The 16,943-nt window shown below is 51.8% G+C and carries 14 protein-coding genes; all 14 read left to right on the forward strand.

Going from position 1 to position 16,943, the window contains the following annotated elements; all coding sequences use genetic code 11:
- The first annotated feature begins 45 nt into the window (after positions 1-45).
- The 14 genes from clpP to hemB all read left to right on the forward strand — a co-directional run bounded on the left by clpP (position 46) and on the right by hemB (position 16,924).
- Complete coding sequence (clpP, locus tag M1D70_RS07380) at positions 46-636, forward strand: ATP-dependent Clp endopeptidase proteolytic subunit ClpP (protein ID WP_009590407.1); 591 nt, start codon at positions 46-48, stop codon at positions 634-636.
- A gap of 14 nt (positions 637-650) precedes the next feature.
- On the forward strand, positions 651-1,916 hold the full coding sequence (gene clpX / locus M1D70_RS07385) for an ATP-dependent protease ATP-binding subunit ClpX (RefSeq protein WP_009590414.1): 1,266 nt from the start codon (positions 651-653) through the stop codon (positions 1,914-1,916).
- Between the two features lie 114 nt (positions 1,917-2,030).
- Entirely contained in the window at positions 2,031-3,140 is a 1,110-nt protein-coding gene (gene ispG / locus M1D70_RS07390; protein WP_456289555.1) for a flavodoxin-dependent (E)-4-hydroxy-3-methylbut-2-enyl-diphosphate synthase, read from the forward strand.
- A 596-nt stretch (positions 3,141-3,736) separates the two neighbouring features.
- A complete protein-coding gene (gene lonB / locus M1D70_RS07395; RefSeq protein ID WP_441295359.1) occupies positions 3,737-5,446 on the forward strand; it encodes an ATP-dependent protease LonB in 1,710 nt (569 codons plus the stop codon).
- 84 nt (positions 5,447-5,530) lie between these two features.
- The gene (gene lon / locus M1D70_RS07400; protein ID WP_090910454.1) at positions 5,531-7,867 is read left to right on the forward strand and encodes an endopeptidase La; all 2,337 of its coding nucleotides are present in this window, start codon (positions 5,531-5,533) and stop codon (positions 7,865-7,867) included.
- A gap of 17 nt (positions 7,868-7,884) precedes the next feature.
- Positions 7,885-8,529: a ribosome biogenesis GTP-binding protein YihA/YsxC gene (yihA, locus tag M1D70_RS07405; RefSeq protein ID WP_009591078.1), complete on the forward strand. Its 645-nt coding sequence runs from the start codon at positions 7,885-7,887 to the stop codon at positions 8,527-8,529.
- A 212-nt stretch (positions 8,530-8,741) separates the two neighbouring features.
- Positions 8,742-9,332, forward strand: coding sequence for a hypothetical protein (locus tag M1D70_RS07410; protein WP_015734002.1), 591 nt, complete (start codon positions 8,742-8,744; stop codon positions 9,330-9,332).
- A 356-nt stretch (positions 9,333-9,688) separates the two neighbouring features.
- Positions 9,689-10,087, forward strand: a complete 399-nt coding sequence (gene speD / locus M1D70_RS07415; RefSeq protein ID WP_006208786.1) for an adenosylmethionine decarboxylase — start codon at positions 9,689-9,691, stop codon at positions 10,085-10,087.
- Between the two features lie 341 nt (positions 10,088-10,428).
- Positions 10,429-11,835: a glutamyl-tRNA reductase gene (hemA, locus tag M1D70_RS07420; RefSeq protein ID WP_009594030.1), complete on the forward strand. Its 1,407-nt coding sequence runs from the start codon at positions 10,429-10,431 to the stop codon at positions 11,833-11,835.
- An 18-nt stretch (positions 11,836-11,853) separates the two neighbouring features.
- Complete coding sequence (gene ccsA / locus M1D70_RS07425) at positions 11,854-12,684, forward strand: cytochrome c biogenesis protein CcsA (protein WP_009594011.1); 831 nt, start codon at positions 11,854-11,856, stop codon at positions 12,682-12,684.
- Positions 12,685-12,690: 6 nt separating this feature from the next.
- Positions 12,691-13,347: a precorrin-2 dehydrogenase/sirohydrochlorin ferrochelatase family protein gene (locus M1D70_RS07430; RefSeq protein WP_456289556.1), complete on the forward strand. Its 657-nt coding sequence runs from the start codon at positions 12,691-12,693 to the stop codon at positions 13,345-13,347.
- A gap of 3 nt (positions 13,348-13,350) precedes the next feature.
- The gene (gene hemC, locus M1D70_RS07435; protein ID WP_009594031.1) at positions 13,351-14,307 is read left to right on the forward strand and encodes a hydroxymethylbilane synthase; all 957 of its coding nucleotides are present in this window, start codon (positions 13,351-13,353) and stop codon (positions 14,305-14,307) included.
- Between the two features lie 4 nt (positions 14,308-14,311).
- Positions 14,312-15,871: a uroporphyrinogen-III C-methyltransferase gene (gene cobA / locus M1D70_RS07440; protein WP_456289557.1), complete on the forward strand. Its 1,560-nt coding sequence runs from the start codon at positions 14,312-14,314 to the stop codon at positions 15,869-15,871.
- Between the two features lie 54 nt (positions 15,872-15,925).
- Positions 15,926-16,924 (forward strand): porphobilinogen synthase, encoded by a 999-nt coding sequence (gene hemB, locus M1D70_RS07445; protein WP_009594002.1) that lies wholly within the window; start codon positions 15,926-15,928, stop codon positions 16,922-16,924.
- Positions 16,925-16,943: the final 19 nt, after the last annotated feature.

The following is a 16,943-nucleotide window of genomic DNA, read 5'->3' on the forward strand; positions in this document are numbered from 1 at the left end:
TTTGTAACGCTGTAGTATATTTTTCAAGGAAAAGAGGTTGGTCGCATGAGTCTTGTACCTATGGTTGTTGAACAAACCAGTCGAGGCGAAAGATCTTACGATATCTACTCAAGATTACTGAAGGATCGCATTATATTCCTCAGCAGTGCGATCGATGACGATGTTGCCAATCTTGTTATTGCCCAGCTTCTGTTTCTGGCTGCGGAAGATCCGGAAAAAGACATCTCTTTGTACATCAATTCCCCTGGCGGTTCGGTAACGGCCGGGATGGGTATATATGATACGATGCAGTTGATCAAGCCTGATGTATCCACGATTTGCGTCGGCATGGCCGCCAGCATGGGATCATTGTTGCTTACTGCAGGAGCGCCAGGCAAACGCTATGCTCTCGAGAACAGTGAGGTGATGATTCATCAGCCGCTCGGAGGCATTCAAGGTCAGGCATCCGATATCCAAATCCATGCAGATTGGATCATCAAGACCAGACAAAAACTGAATCAAATCTATGTGGAGCGCACGGGTCAGCCCCTTGAAAAAATCGAACGCGATACAGACCGCGACTTTTTCATGAGCGCGGAGGAAGCGAAGGCGTACGGTATTATTGATGATGTTCTGTCTTCACCGACCAAATCTTAAGGGGTGGTATTAGCATGTTTAAATTTAACGATGACAAAGGGCAGCTGAAGTGCTCCTTCTGCGGCAAATCGCAGGAGCAGGTCCGCAAGCTGGTTGCGGGGCCCGGTGTTTATATATGTGACGAGTGCATCGACTTGTGTTCGGAGATCGTAGAGGAAGAGCTCGGACACGAGGAAGAAGTGGATCTGAAGGATATTCCGAAACCGCGTGAAATCCGCGATATCCTGGATCAATACGTAATCGGACAGGATCAAGCCAAGAAATCTCTCTCGGTTGCCGTTTACAATCACTACAAGCGCATCAATACCCAGAGCAAAATCGAGGACGTCGAATTGCAAAAGAGTAATATTTTGCTGCTCGGACCTACAGGTTCCGGTAAAACCTTGCTTGCGCAAACGATGGCCAAAATTTTGAACGTGCCGTTTGCTATTGCAGACGCAACCTCGCTGACCGAAGCCGGTTATGTGGGTGAGGATGTTGAGAACATTCTGTTGAAGCTGATTCAAGCTGCGGATTATGACGTGGAAAAAGCAGAACGCGGCATTATCTATATTGATGAGATCGACAAAGTAGCCCGCAAATCGGAGAACCCGTCCATTACGCGTGACGTTTCCGGTGAAGGTGTTCAGCAGGCTCTCCTGAAAATTCTGGAGGGAACCGTTGCTTCCGTGCCGCCGCAAGGTGGACGCAAGCATCCGCATCAGGAATTCATCCAGATCGATACTACGAACATTCTGTTCATTTGCGGCGGTGCGTTTGACGGTTTGGAGCAGTACATCAAACGCCGGATCGGCAAAAAGGTCATCGGCTTTAATGCATCCGGAGAAAGCCAAAAGGATCTTAAGCCAGGTGAATACCTGACGATGGTTCTGCCGGAGGATCTGTTGAAATTCGGATTGATTCCGGAATTCGTCGGCCGTCTGCCGGTCGTGTCAACGCTCGAGCCGCTGGATGAGGCGACATTGGTCCGTATTCTGTCCGAGCCTAAAAACGCGCTGACCAAACAGTACCAAAAGCTGCTTGAGTTTGATAACGTAAACCTCAAGTTTGAGCCGGGCGCACTTGAAGCGATTGCCCGCGAAGCCATTAAGCGCAACACGGGTGCTCGCGGACTGCGCTCCATCATCGAAAGCATCATGCTTGACGTGATGTATGAAGTGCCGTCCAGAGATGACATCAAGGATTGCGTCATTACGGAGCAGGTCGTTCGGGATAAAGTGATTCCTGAGCTTCAAACCAAAGCTAACGAAGACGACAAGAAACAAGAAGAAAGCGCCTAATGCGTTATAGCGTTTTAGACGTGGAATAAATCTACGCTGATTCTCCACTTCCAGTTATGCCCAAATGGGCTTTGCTGGAGTGGAGCTTTGGCGTTATATGGGAGAGATCGTACCATGTTTTTGAGACAAGACACACGGCCCGTCAAGGTGGGGAACCTTACCATTGGGGGAAAGAACGAAGTCATTATTCAAAGCATGTGCACCACCAAAACAGCAGACGTGGAGGCAACCGTTGCCGAGATACTGCGCCTGGAGGAAGCGGGATGCCAGATCGTCCGGGTAACGGTAAACAATGAGGAAGCAGCTGCTGCCATCAAAGAAATCAAGAAACGCATTCATATCCCGCTCGTGGCGGATATTCATTTTAACTATAAGCTCGCCCTGATGGCGATCGAGAACGGTATCGATAAGGTCCGGATCAATCCCGGGAACATCGGTAAGCGCGAAAAGGTCGAAGCCGTCGTGAAGGCATGCAAGGAGAAGGGGATTCCGATTCGGATCGGGGTGAATGCCGGTTCCCTGGAGAATCACCTTATTGAAAAATACGGGTATCCGACACCGGAAGCCATGGTAGAAAGCGCCCTGTATCATATCGGCATCTTGGAAGAACTGGACTTCCACGATATCATCGTTTCGCTTAAAGCGTCTGATGTGCCGATGGCCATCGCGGCGTACACCAAGGCGGCGGAAGTGATTCCGTACCCGCTTCATCTGGGAATTACCGAAGCAGGCACCCTCTTCTCGGGTACCGTGAAGAGCGCGGCCGGTCTTGGGGCGCTGTTGTCCCTAGGCATCGGCAGCACGATGCGTATTTCATTGAGTGCCGATCCGGTGGAAGAGATCAAGGTGGGCCGGGAGCTTCTAAAATCCTTCGGTCTAATCTCGGATGCGGCAACCTTGGTATCCTGCCCGACTTGCGGACGGCTGGATATCGATTTGTTCTCCATCGCCAATGAGGTGGAGGAGTATATCTCGAAGATTAAAGTTCCGATCAAGGTTTCAGTCCTAGGCTGCGCCGTGAACGGTCCCGGTGAGGCCAGAGAAGCCGACATCGGCATTGCCGGCGCTCGTGGGGAAGGTTTGCTCTTCCGTTACGGAGAGATGATCCGCAAAGTTCCGGAAGCCACCATGGTGGAAGAGCTTAAGAAAGAAATCGATCATATCGTGAAGGTGTACGAGGAAACCGGCGAAATCCCGGGCCGCAAGCACAAATCCACGGTCTGAGCTTGATGACTAAGTTATCATAAATGCAGTTCCAATCTAATAAAAACGGCAGTCTCTGTTACAAGAGACTGCCGTTTTGTTGTTTTCTAAGGAAGCACAGGGTCTTAGGTGATGTGTGGTTCAAATTTATATGAATGTATTTTTAAGCGGTCTAATATTTTTCTAAAGTTGCAATTATGCTTTCTGTTGTTCCAAGTATAATCGCTCCTAACCGAGCTTCTGATAATGAAGCTCAGCTCTACCCTCTCCCCACCCCCCCCACGATGAAGAAGGATGCCATGCGCCGCACCAGCGGAGCGGACGAATCGATTCCGGAGAAGCGAAGCGGTCGCCTTTGTTGCCGAATTTCTACATTACTATTCTCATTCATGAAATTCGGAAACAACAGCGATTGGAGGAACGATACGTACGCGGAGCGTCTCATTGGAGCGTCTCACTTAAGTGGCTCACCTAAGCGTCTCCATCCACTTTTTGATACTTTTCCGCCTCCTGCGTTTTACCATCCGAGGAATCGGCAATACTACCATGTATTAACGTTTGGATGAAGACATAATGGAGTACAGGAGGAATGACTTGTGAATTTAAGTATCGTGATTATGCTGGTGCAGCTGTTTTTTGCAGTCATCATCGGCATTTATTTTTGGAATTTATTGCGTGGACAGAAGACAAGCAAAACAGCGGTGGACCGGGAATCGCGCAAGGAGCTCGATAAACTCCGCAAACTCCGGTCAATCTCGTTAACGAAACCGCTCGCCGAGAAAACAAGGCCGCAAACCATGGATGACATCGTGGGGCAAAAGGACGGCTTGCGCGCCTTAAAGGCCGCGCTATGCAGCGCGAATCCTCAGCATGTCATCGTATACGGCCCTCCGGGGGTCGGTAAGACCGCTGCTGCCCGCGTGGTGATGGAGGAAGCCAAGAAGAACCCGCAATCGCCGTTTAAATACGACGCGAAATTCACGGAGATCGACGCAACGACGGCCCGTTTCGATGAACGTGGAATTGCCGATCCGCTCATCGGTTCTGTTCATGATCCGATTTACCAAGGCGCCGGTGCCATGGGGGTGGCAGGCATCCCTCAGCCGAAGCCTGGCGCGGTGACCAAGGCCCATGGGGGAATCCTGTTTATTGACGAAATTGGGGAATTGCATCCGATCCAGATGAATAAGCTTTTAAAAGTGCTGGAGGACCGCAAGGTGCTGCTGGAAAGCGCATATTATAATTCAGAGGATGCCAATACGCCCGCTTATATTCACGATATTTTTCAAAATGGGCTTCCGGCGGACTTCCGCCTGGTAGGTGCTACGACACGTTCGCCGGAAGAGATTGCTCCTGCACTTCGCTCGCGCTGCATGGAGATTTTTTTCCGTCCGCTTCTGCCTGAAGAGATCGGCAAGATTGCGGAGGATGCCATTCAGAAGATTGGCCTGAACGCTCCGCCGGAAGCGGTAGAAGTAGTGAAGCAGTACTGCTCCAACGGCCGGGAAGCGGTCAATATGATTCAATTGGCGGCCGGCCTGGCATTGACCGAGAAGCGAGATGCCCTGCGCGCGGCGGATGTGGAATGGGTGGCCAGCAGCAGCCAGCTGCAGCCAAGGCCCGACCGGAAAATACCGGAGAAGCCGCAGATTGGGGTCGTTAACGGATTGGCCGTATATGGCCCGAATATGGGGGCTCTGCTAGAAATTGAAGTATCTGCGGTTCCTGTCGAGGAGGGCCGGGGTACCTACAATATCACCGGGGTAGTGGATGAAGAGGAATTTGGCGGAGGCTCGCGCAAGCTGCGCCGCAAGAGCATGGCCAAAGGCTCGATCGAGAATGTGCTGACCGTGCTGGGCTCGATGGGCTTCACGCCCAAAAACTATGACCTGCATATCAATTTCCCCGGAGGAACGCCGATCGACGGCCCTTCCGCCGGCATTGCGATGGCCACGGCCATCGTGTCGGCCATCAAAGGGATTGAAGTCGATAACAAGGTAGCGATGACCGGCGAGATAAGCATCCATGGAAAAGTGAAACCGATTGGCGGAGTCATCGCCAAGGTGGAGGCGGCATTCCAGGCAGGCGCGACCCGCGTGATCATCCCCAAAGACAATTGGCAGACCTTGTTCCAGGATTTGAGCGGGGGCTTGCGGGTGATTCCGGTGGAATCGGTGGATGAAGTTTTCGGGCATATCTTTGGCGGTACGTTTGCTCCGGAGGTGATACAGCTTCCCGGAAACGAGGTATTTCCATCCTCTTCCGCTTCATTGCTGCAGGCCACGCCTCCGCGCAACGGAAAAATAACGGATGCCGGAGGATGTTAAGCCTCGTATAGTTGGTTTTTTATACGCAGATTTGATAAAATAGGAATAGTGTCAACATTGAGAGCCATTGGAGGTGCGAAAGCGATGGGACCCAGTAAATCCAAAGGTCGTCGTTTTCCTTTACTGCCTTTAAGAGGTCTTCTGGTCTATCCAAGCATGGTGCTTCACTTGGACGTAGGCCGGGAGAAATCGGTAAAGGCTTTAGAAAAGGCGATGGTTGAAGACAATTTGATTCTCCTATGTTCTCAATCGGAAGTGAACATTGAAGAACCGACGCAGGATGATATTTTTCGGATTGGCACAGTTGCGAATGTACGCCAGATGCTTAAGCTTCCAAACGGTACCATACGTGTGCTAGTGGAGGGTATGGAACGGGCGGAAGTTATTGAATATACGGATCAAGAGGAATACTACGAGGTCATCGCTCGGGAGCTTCCCGAAGAGGAGAACCATGATCCTGAAGTCTCCGCATTAATGCGAACCGTACTGTCTCAGTTTGAGAATTATATCAATCTGTCGAAGAAAGTGACGCCTGAGACACTGGCGGCCGTTTCCGATATCGATGAGCCAGGACGGCTGGCGGACGTCATTACGAGTCATTTGTCGCTGAAGATCAAGGATAAGCAAGAAATTCTCGAAACAATCGACGTTCGCAAACGGCTCGAGAAACTTCTAGATATACTGAATAACGAGCGCGAAGTGCTGGAGCTGGAGCGCAAGATCAACCAGCGGGTCAAGAAGCAAATGGAGAAGACCCAGAAGGAATACTATTTGCGCGAACAGATGAAGGCCATTCAGAAAGAGCTTGGAGACAAGGAAGGCCGTGCCGGGGAAGTAGAGGAACTCCGAAGTCAGCTTCAGGAGCTTGAACTGCCGGAACGCGTCCAGGAGAAGGTAGAGAAGGAAATTGACCGACTCGAGAAAATGCCGGCGAGCTCTGCGGAAGGCGGCGTTATCCGGAACTATGTGGATTGGCTGCTGGCGCTGCCGTGGACGAACAAAACCGAGGATGATCTGGACATCGTCAAAGCGGAGCAAGTGCTGGACGAGGATCATTACGGTCTCGAGAAGCCGAAAGAACGCGTGCTGGAATATTTGGCGGTCCAGAAGCTGGTGAAGAAGATGAAGGGGCCTATTTTGTGCCTGGTCGGCCCTCCGGGCGTCGGTAAAACATCGCTTGCCCGGTCCATCGCCCGTTCCCTGGAGCGCAAGTTCGTTCGCGTCTCTTTAGGCGGGGTAAGGGACGAGGCGGAAATTCGCGGTCACCGGCGCACTTATGTCGGAGCTATGCCGGGCCGCATCATTCAAGGCATGAAAACAGCGGGCTCGATGAATCCCGTGTTTCTGCTGGATGAAATCGACAAGATGGCATCCGATTTCCGCGGGGACCCGTCTTCCGCACTGCTTGAAGTGCTCGATCCAGAGCAGAACAATACGTTCAGCGATCATTTCGTGGAAATTCCTTTTGACCTGTCCAACGTTATGTTTGTCACGACGGCGAACGTGCTTCATAACATTCCAAGACCGCTCCTGGACAGGATGGAAGTGCTGAACATTCCGGGGTATACGGAGCTGGAGAAGCTCCAAATCGCCAACCGTTACTTGCTGCCCAAGCAGAAGAGCGAGCATGGGCTTGAGCCTGAGCAGCTGATTCTGGATGAGGAAGCGCTGATGAAGGTGATCCGGGAATATACCCGCGAATCCGGCGTGCGGAATCTAGAGCAGCAAGTGGCGGCGCTATGCCGCAAAGCCGCCAAGCAGATCGTGACCCAGCAATCGGAATCCATCGAGATCAAGGCTGCCGATATCAAGGATTATCTCGGCATTCCGAAGTTTCGTTACGGCATGGCCGAGCTTGAAGATCAAGTGGGTACGGTTACGGGGCTCGCATGGACGGAAGTGGGCGGCGAAACGCTGACCATTGAGGTAACCGTGGTGCCTGGTACCGGCAAGCTGACGCTGACGGGCAAGCTTGGTGACGTGATGAAGGAATCGGCTCAAGCCGCCTTCAGTTTTACCCGCTCGAAAGCGGTAGAGCTTGGCATTGATCCGGATTTCCATGAGAAGCTTGATGTCCATATCCATATCCCGGAGGGAGCCATTCCGAAGGATGGCCCTTCAGCCGGCATTACGATTGCGACGGCTCTTATCTCATCTTTAACCAAACGGCATGTAGCCCGTGACGTGGCCATGACGGGTGAAATTACACTTCGGGGACGCGTACTGCCGATTGGCGGCTTGAAAGAGAAGTCGCTGGCAGCCCACCGTGCCGGTTACAAAAAAATATTGCTCCCTAAGGATAACGAACGCGACCTGCGTGATATTCCTGACAGCGTAAAGAACGACGTGGAGTTCGTTCCGGTATCCCATATGGATCAGGTTCTGGAGCATGCGCTCGTTGAACAAGCGGGAGTGCACTAGAGAGGAAAGTCTACATTATGAAAGTTACGAAAGCCGAGTTTGTCATCAGCGCTGTCGTACCTGCCCAATATCCTGAAGACGCCTTGCCGGAGATTGCTCTGGCAGGGCGTTCCAATGTGGGCAAGTCATCGCTGATTAACCGTATGATATCCCGTAAGAACCTGGCTCGTACAAGCGCCACGCCGGGGAAGACACAGCAGCTCAACTATTATCGGGTGAACGACGACCTCTATTTGGTCGATTTTCCCGGTTACGGTTATGCTAAAGTTTCGAAGACCCAACGTGCGGCATTTGGCGAAATGATTGAGAGGTATTTGCTCAGCCGGGAAGAACTGAAGCTTGTATTATTGATTGTGGACATGCGTCACCCGCCTTCAAAAGACGATATCAGTATGTATGAATGGCTGCAGCATTACAACCGGCCGGTGTGCGTAGTCGCGACCAAGGCGGATAAAATTCCGAAAACGCGCCGCCAGAAGCATGTGAAGATCGTGAAGGAAACGCTCGGTTTCAAGCCCTATCATTCCTTTGTCATGTTTTCATCCGAGCTGGGTTTGGGTAAAGATGAGTTATGGGCCATTATGGAGTCCCATATGGGGACGAAGGATCATGTGGAAGAGCCGCACACGGATTCGGAGAATGACAGCAACGAGCATGTCTGATCCGGATGGTTTGTGATGTTTTTTCAAGGGTGTTATAGGGAATCGGTGCATTCTTTACAGGAAAGTGAGCATCTTGCGGGAAATATCGCTCTGATTCCGGCTAATTCCGTTTTTTTATGAAATATGATGGATATTCTCATTCGAACGGCAGGAAAGACCGCTTGGATCTGCTGTATAATGGTAGTAAGTTAAAAGAATTGAGGGAGATTTTTATGGCTCAGCGGTTAGCCACAGAATATGTTAATGCCACAATGCAAATGACGGATATTCAAATGGATCAATTTCTGCAATATACCCAAGCTTTCCGGGTCACTAACCGGGTAAAAGTCATGGATAGCGGAGAGCAGGAGTTCGTGCTCGAAGATGAAAGCGGGGAAGAAGTTCATTTGCCCTTTGAACGCAAGAATGGCTTGTACGTCTGTGAGCTGTCATGCCGATTGGTTACTCCCCATCTGACGAATGCCGTACGCAAACTGTTTGCGGCTTTTAAGGGATCAGGTAAAGTGAATCGGATTTATCGCGGCTTTACGATGAGCTACGACTACCATGCGGGAACGGTGCATCGAATTACGCAAGTCGCCGGGAACGACAGCATTGTCATTTATGAGTACAAGAATACGGCAGGCGAACTGCAGCGTCTCTTTAACAGCAATGAAGCAGAGAAAGAGATCGAATCCATCCAGCATCATATCAACGTGCTTCTGGACCAGCGGATTGCAGCAGGGAATGATAAACTGATTACGAAGACGATAGACGAAAGGCTGCGACGGTTTAATCAGCGCCTATTCGTGCTTGAAGCTTAGGGAGGGCTGCCCCGCAAGGGGCGGCTTTTTTTATGTGTATTTATCGTTAAAAATTCGGTTCCATGCATGTTTATGTAACATATAGCGGCTGATATTTATTTCATGGGCCGGAGACACCAAGTGGTTCAAATGCACATATATTGAGCTGTAAAATATTTATGGGTTATTTTCGAAAAAGGTGTTGCATTTAAGCGTCATAGATGTTATTTTTAATCTCGTTGAAAAGAAAATAGGAACCAGGATTCACTCAGGACATGTAATGTTGCGAGAGATTATTCCCTCGGGAAGTGAATGACGTAGGTCCTAGCGGATGAAATTTTCAAACATTTTATTCCTAGGAAGGGGGAAACCGGAAGATGGAATACTCAACTTTCGGAAGACACGTTGCTGTTGATACTTGGGGAGTCGATTTTGAACTACTGAACAGTGCAGAATTTTTACAAGCTCAGATGGTGGAAGCCGCTGAAGCATGTGGAGCAACGGTATTGTCCGTCCAATCCAAGCAGTTTGAACCACAAGGTGCGACTGTGCTGGTGTTGCTGTCGGAAAGCCATCTCTCGATTCACACATACCCTGAGAGAGGTTTTGCTGCGATTGACTGTTATACCTGCGGGGAGACAGTAGATCCGCAGTTGGCTATTGACTATCTGGTATCCGCTTTGAAACCTGAAAAATGCTATGCTAAGAAACTCGTGCGCGGACTCGGCGAAATGACCGTGGAAACGCCTGAGATGAAACAGGCTGAGCTCGTTTAATCCAGCCCTCTAAAAAAACGCGTATTCTGATAACCATGGATATTTCCATGGTTATTTATTTTGTGAAGATGGGAAAGTATCATGAACATTCCATGCCGTCGTTCTCTGAAATGAGATTTCGTAGAAAATAATACGTATATCTAAGGTGTTCTATATCCACAATAGTAAGGTGCGATCGAGAGGAAGGAATGTTCAAGAATGGCATGAAGAAGTATGGGGATTTCATAAACATTTCATAAAATAGACAAGGCTGCCCAGCATACTGTGATATAATGAACAGGGTCAAGGCAGTCCGTTGTGAACGGCAAAACTACTCGGAGAAATAGGCAGGTGAACATGCAATGCACATCGTCGTTGTTGGGTTGAACTATCGCACGGCGCCCGTGGAAGTCAGAGAACGCTTTACATTCTCGGAAGAAGACATGCCTAAGGCGTTAGAGCAGCTTAATTCGACCAAGAGCGTATTGGAGGGCGTCATTGTCGCTACCTGCAACCGTACTGAGATTTATGTTGTGGTAGACCGCCTTCATATGTGCGGCTACTTTATCCGCAGTTTTATGGAACAGTGGTTCGGCATTAATCGTGAAGAATTTACGCAGCACCTCTATATATATGAAGATGAACAAGCTATTTCCCATCTGTTTAAGGTTACCTGCGGTTTGGATTCCATGGTCATTGGAGAGACGCAGATCCTGGGACAGGTGCGCAATGCTTTTTTGACGTCGCAGAAGCATGATGCCACCGGAACTTGGTTCAACATGTTATTCAAGCAGGCCGTTACGCTCGGCAAGCGGGCGCATTCGGAGACATCGATCGGAGAGAGTGCGGTCTCGGTCAGCTATGCAGCGGTGGAGCTGGGTAAACGGATTTTTGGCGCATTTAACGATAAAAAAGTGATGATACTCGGTGCAGGCAAGATGAGCGAGCTTACCGTGAAGCATCTTTATGCCAACGGCGCGGCGGAAGTGATCGTGGCCAACCGCACGCTCGGCCGTGCCGAGGAACTGGCGCGCAAGTTCAAAGGAACGCCGTGCACCATCGCCGAAGCTAAGAATTTGTTGAATGAAGTCGACATTGTGATTAGCTCCACAGGCTCGAATGAATATGTTCTGAATGCGGAGCGGGTTAAAGAGAGCATGAAGAAACGTCAGTCCCGCCCGTTGTTCATGATTGATATTGCGGTTCCACGGGACATCGATCCGGCGGTTGGGGAACTTTCCAACGTATTCCTGTACGATATCGATGATCTGGAAGGCATTGTGGAAACCAATCTGGAAATGCGCCGGGTGGAAGCAGCGAAGATTGAAGTGATGATTCAAGAGGAGATGGATGCTTTCCACACATGGCTGAAGACGCTCGGTGTCAGACCGGCGATTCGGGCCTTGCAGGAGAAATCGAATGCCATCCATGAAGAAACGATGGAAAGCTTGTTCAACAAGCTGCCGGAGCTGGACGAACGCCAACGGAAAGTCATCCGTCGTTTGACCAAGAGCATCGTCAATCAGATGATGCACGATCCGATCAACCGGATCAAGGAGATGACGGGCGGCAAGCAGGGCGGCGAGGCTTTGGATTATTTTTCACAAATCTTTGCGCTGGAAAGCTTGATCCATGAGAATGAGCAGGAAGCCCGCGGCCGCAACAAGAAAGCAACTGCACCCGTTAAAGCTGAACGGACGAAGAATGCTGTAGATCAGCAGGCAGAAGAGAAGCCGCTTAAGGTGTCTCTGGCCCCAGCCACCCTTTGAGGAGGGTGAGTATAACCCATGCTGTTAAACATAATTTATATCACCGGCATTTGTATCTATGCCCTGAGCCTTCTGTTTTATATCTCGGATTGCATTTCACGCAATTCGGTGGCGAAGCGGATAGGCACAGGGCTTCTTGTCATTACCGCGCTGCTGCAATTCGCGGGCATCGGCATCAGGGCCATGGAGGGCGGACATTTCCACTTCCCGGTATTTACGCTGTTTGATTTCCTGTTCCTGCTGGCCTTTTGCATTTCGATCACTTCGATTGCCCTGGCGTATATGAAACGCTCGGAATTTGCCGTCCTGCTCATCAACCTCGTCGGTTTTTGCGTGATGCTGGTCAATCGTTTGTGGTTCACGGCAGGAGACAATGCATTGTACAGCTGGGAAACGGAACACCGTCTCTTGCTGATTCATATCGCCCTGGCGAGCATCAGCTTCGCCGCTTTGACCGTCGGGGCCGTGTTTGCGGCGATCTACATGTTTCTCCATCGGAAGCTGAAGCACAAGCAGTGGAATGATACGGTCCGCAGGCTGCCGAGTCTGGAGAAGCTGGATGTGTATTCTTATAAAGCGCTGATGGCCGGTACGATTATTCTGGTCATGTCGCTTGTCTTGGCCGTCATGTCGGTGGCCATGGCCGGGCGGTGGACCCTGTTTTTGGATATCAAAGTATTGTCCACGCTGACGGCGCTAGCGATGTATATGGTGTATTTCATCAAACGCCGACTGTGGAGAAGGTCCGGCAGGGAGGCCGCCATATGGGCTTTAATCGGGTATGGATTCATTATATTGAATTTTTTTCTGAATACGTGGTCGGCATTCCACAGTTGGTCAGGAGTGTGACGGCTGATGACGCATGACCATTATGTGCCCGTCCTGCTGAATTGCAGGGGACGTTTATGCTTGATCGTCGGCGGAGGCAAGGTGGCGGAACGCAAAGCGCTCACCCTGCTGAACGCCGGGGCAAGCGTACATATTGTAAGTCCTGTACTAAGAAGCGAGACGCTCCGGCATTTGGCGGGAGAGAAGGCCCTTCAATGGACGGAACGGAAGTACCGGCCAGACGATCTGGCAGGCGCTTTTATGGTCCATGCGGCAACGGATGACGCCAAGCTGAACCTGAAGATCGCCGAGGACGCCGATCGCCTTGGCGTGCTGGTTAACGTAGCCAGCGACGGCGAGGCCGGTACGTTTATCAATCCGACGGTGCTGCGGCGGGGAAGGCTTATGCTGGCCGTGTCCACGTCGGGAGCAGGGCCGATGGCCGCACGCGATATACGCGATGAGCTCGAAGAACGGTTCGGACCGGAGTATGAGGATTATTTGGATTTTTTATACAGCATGCGTTCGATGATCAAGGATGAGGTGAAGTCCGCCGACGCGCGCAGGCGGCTGTTGCAAAAGGCATACCGCATGGATATGCTCGGGGAGATTCGCCGCGGAGGTTATGTGCCGTGGAGTCCGGACAAAATCAAGCAGTGGATTGAGAAGAATCAGGAGGAATGAAGGATGCGCACAATCGTAGTTGGCAGTAGACAAAGTGCTCTGGCACTGACACAGACAGGGCAGGTTATCGATGATTTGAAGCGTTTGGCCAAGGAGCACGGATTGGAATATGACTTCGCGGTCAAGAAAATCGTCACCAAGGGCGACCGCATACTGGATGTTACCCTTTCCAAGGTAGGCGGCAAAGGATTGTTTGTCAAAGAAATCGAGCAGGCCATGATAGACGGCGAAATTGACATGGCGGTTCACAGCATGAAGGACATGCCTTCCGTTCTGCCTGAAGGACTGGTTTCCGGGGCGGTGCCCGCAAGAAAAGATCCTCGCGACTGCCTGATCTCCAAAGAAGGGACAACGCTGGATGATCTTCCTCAAGGTGCCAAGGTAGGGACAAGCAGTCTTCGCCGGTCCAGCCAGCTCAAGGCCTATCGGCCTGATCTGCAGATCGATTGGATCAGGGGAAACATCGATTCCCGGATTCGCAAAATGGAGGAAGGCGAGTTTCAGGCCATCATTCTGGCAACAGCCGGCCTGCAGCGCATGGGCTGGGAGGATCGGATCACGTCGTACCTGCCGGTTGAAGTCAGTCTGCCAGCCGTAGGCCAAGGCGCTCTCGGCATTGAGTGCCGTGAAAACGATGAAGAGCTGCTGCATCTGCTCTCTCTTTATAACGACGAAGTAACTGCGCGGACCGTGGCGGCGGAACGCAAGTTTCTAAGCGAGCTGAACGGCGGATGCCAGGTCCCGATCGGGGCTTACGCCGTCATGAAGAATGTGGAGGCAGGAGATTCCCGCGGCGAACAAAACGTTATACAATTAACAGGAATGGTGGGTTCTCCTGACGGCGAAATCGTCTTGAAGGAAAGCGCCGAAGGAACCGACCCTGAAGCGCTCGGAGTGGAAGTGGCTGCAAAGCTGAAAGCTAAAGGAGCGGAGAAGATACTGGCACAAGTTAGGGGTTGAGGGGATGGCAGGCAAGGTTTATCTCGTGGGAGCAGGTCCGGGCGATGCGCGCCTGATTACGATCAAAGGCAAGGAATGCATTGAAAAAGCGGATGTCGTGGTGTATGACCGATTAGCCAGTCCTCGGTTGCTGCGCTGGATGAAACCCGGAGCAGAGAAGGTCTATGTGGGCAAGCTTCCGGATCGGCATACGATGAAACAGGAACAGATCAATCAACTGCTGGTGGATTATGCTTTGGAAGGCAAGACGGTGGTCCGGTTAAAGGGCGGCGATCCCACGATTTTCGGAAGAGTCGGCGAAGAAGCGGAGCTGTTATATCGTCATGGCATCATGTACGAGATCGTCCCGGGGATCACTTCGGCGATCAGCGTGCCGGCTTATGCAGGAATTCCGGTGACGCATCGCGATCATGCCTCATCCTTATCCATCATTACAGGACATGAAAGCCCCGAGAAGCTGGACCGCATGATTCAATGGGATAAGGTGACCCATGCGACGGGGACTTTGATTTTTATGATGGGCGTGGCGAAAATCGGTTATATCAGCCGTCAGCTGATGAAGCATGGAAGGCCTCCGGAAACGCCGGTGGCTTTAATAAGATGGGGAACCCGTGCTGAGCAGGATACGCTGACGGGGACGCTGGCAGATATCGAGAACAAGGTCAAGGCAGCGGATTTTCAGCCGCCTGCCGTCATCGTCGTTGGCGAGGTGGTGCTTCAGCGGGAGCACTTGAAGTGGGCGGAACGGCTGCCCCTGTTCGGCAAAAGGATTCTGGTCACGAGGGCCCGAAGCCAAGCCAGTTCATTGGTATCCCAAATCGAGGAGCTTGGCGGGGAGCCTTATGAGTTTCCCGTCATTGAAACGGTGATGCCCTCGAAGGGCGAGGGGCTTGCCGGAATTCGAGAAGCGCTGGACAAGCTGGGTACGTATGATTGGGTGTTCTTCACCAGCGTAAACGGCGTCGAGTTTTTCTTCCGCCACCTGAAGGAGCATGGACGCGATATTCGCTCCTTGGCCTCGGCACGCATCGTCGCGGTAGGTCCCGCAACAGCCGATGCTCTTGGGAATTACGGTATATCCGCCGAAGTGATCAAGGAGCGTTACCAGGCGGAGGGCCTTATCGATGCCTACGGTCCAGAGCTTCAGCCGGGCCAGCGCGTGCTGCTGCCTCGCGGCGATCTCGCGCGCAGATGGCTGCCGGAGAAGCTTATGGAAATGGGACTGCATGTGACGGAAGCCGTGATATACGAGAACGTGCTGTGCGGCGAGGACGATGATGAGCTGCTGAAGCTGCTTCAAGACGGCGGCATTCATGCGGTCACGTTCACCAGTTCTTCAACGGTTACCAATCTGCTGAAAGTGCTGAAGGGGATGGGCGTGGCAGAGCCTGCCCATCTGCTGAAGGAATCGACGATTGCTTGCATCGGACCGCTGACCGCGCAAACCGCGGAGGAAGCCGGACTCCACGTATCTCTCCTCGCTGAGGAAGCGACGGTCGACAGTCTGGTCAAGGCCTTGTGTGTTTGGAACGAGAACGATCCACGCCGTATAACGACGCCATAATATCCTTATCTTTTAATACATGATATAAATTACATCTTATGGAGGTACAACGTCATGAGTTTTCCAATCGTACGCCATCGCCGGCTGCGTCAAAATGCCGGCATTCGCAGCATGGTCCGGGAGACCGTGCTTCATACGGAGGATCTGGTTCAGCCGATCTTCGTTACCTATGGCAGCGGTGTGAAATCCGAAATTTCCTCGATGCCGGGCGTATATCATTTTTCGCTGGATACCTTGAAGGAAGAAGTGGACGAAATCGTAAATCTAGGCATTCCGGCCGTGCTCCTGTTCGGGATTCCTGAGACAAAAGACAGCGTAGGCACGTCCGGTTTCGCGGATGACGGGATCGTCCAAGAGGCCACCCGCCTCATTAAGTCGTGGCATCCCGATCTTCTGGTCATTGCGGACACGTGCCTGTGCGAATTCACCGACCACGGCCACTGCGGCATGGTCCATACCTTCGAGCGTGACGGTCACACCTGCGGCGACGTATTAAACGACGAGTCGCTGGAGCTGCTCGTTCGCACGGCGGTCTCCCAGGCGAAAGCGGGAGCCGATATCATCGCACCTTCCAATATGATGGACGGCTTTGTCCAAGCCATTCGTTCCGGACTCGATGAAGCCGGATTTTATAATGTGCCGATCATGTCGTATTCGGTTAAGTACGCTTCGGCTTTTTACGGTCCATTCCGCGAAGCCGCAGACTCCGCTCCGCAGTTCGGCGACCGCAAAACCTATCAAATGGATCCGGCTAACGTAAGGGAAGCGCTCCGCGAAGCGGAGACGGACGTGCTGGAAGGCGCGGATATGCTGATGGTGAAGCCGGCGATGGCTTACCTCGACGTTGTCCGATTGCTGAGAGACCAGTTTGATCTGCCGATCGTCGCTTATAACGTGAGCGGCGAGTATTCCATGATCAAGGCGGCGGCTCAGCAGGGATGGATCAGTGAGCAGGCGATCGTGATGGAGCTGCTGACGGGGATGAAGCGTGCAGGTGCGGACATTATCATTACGTATTTCTCGAAGGATGCGGCACGCTGGATGCGCGGCTAGCAACGATTAACGACTAAAG

This window comes from Paenibacillus sp. AK002 (assembly GCF_053903045.1).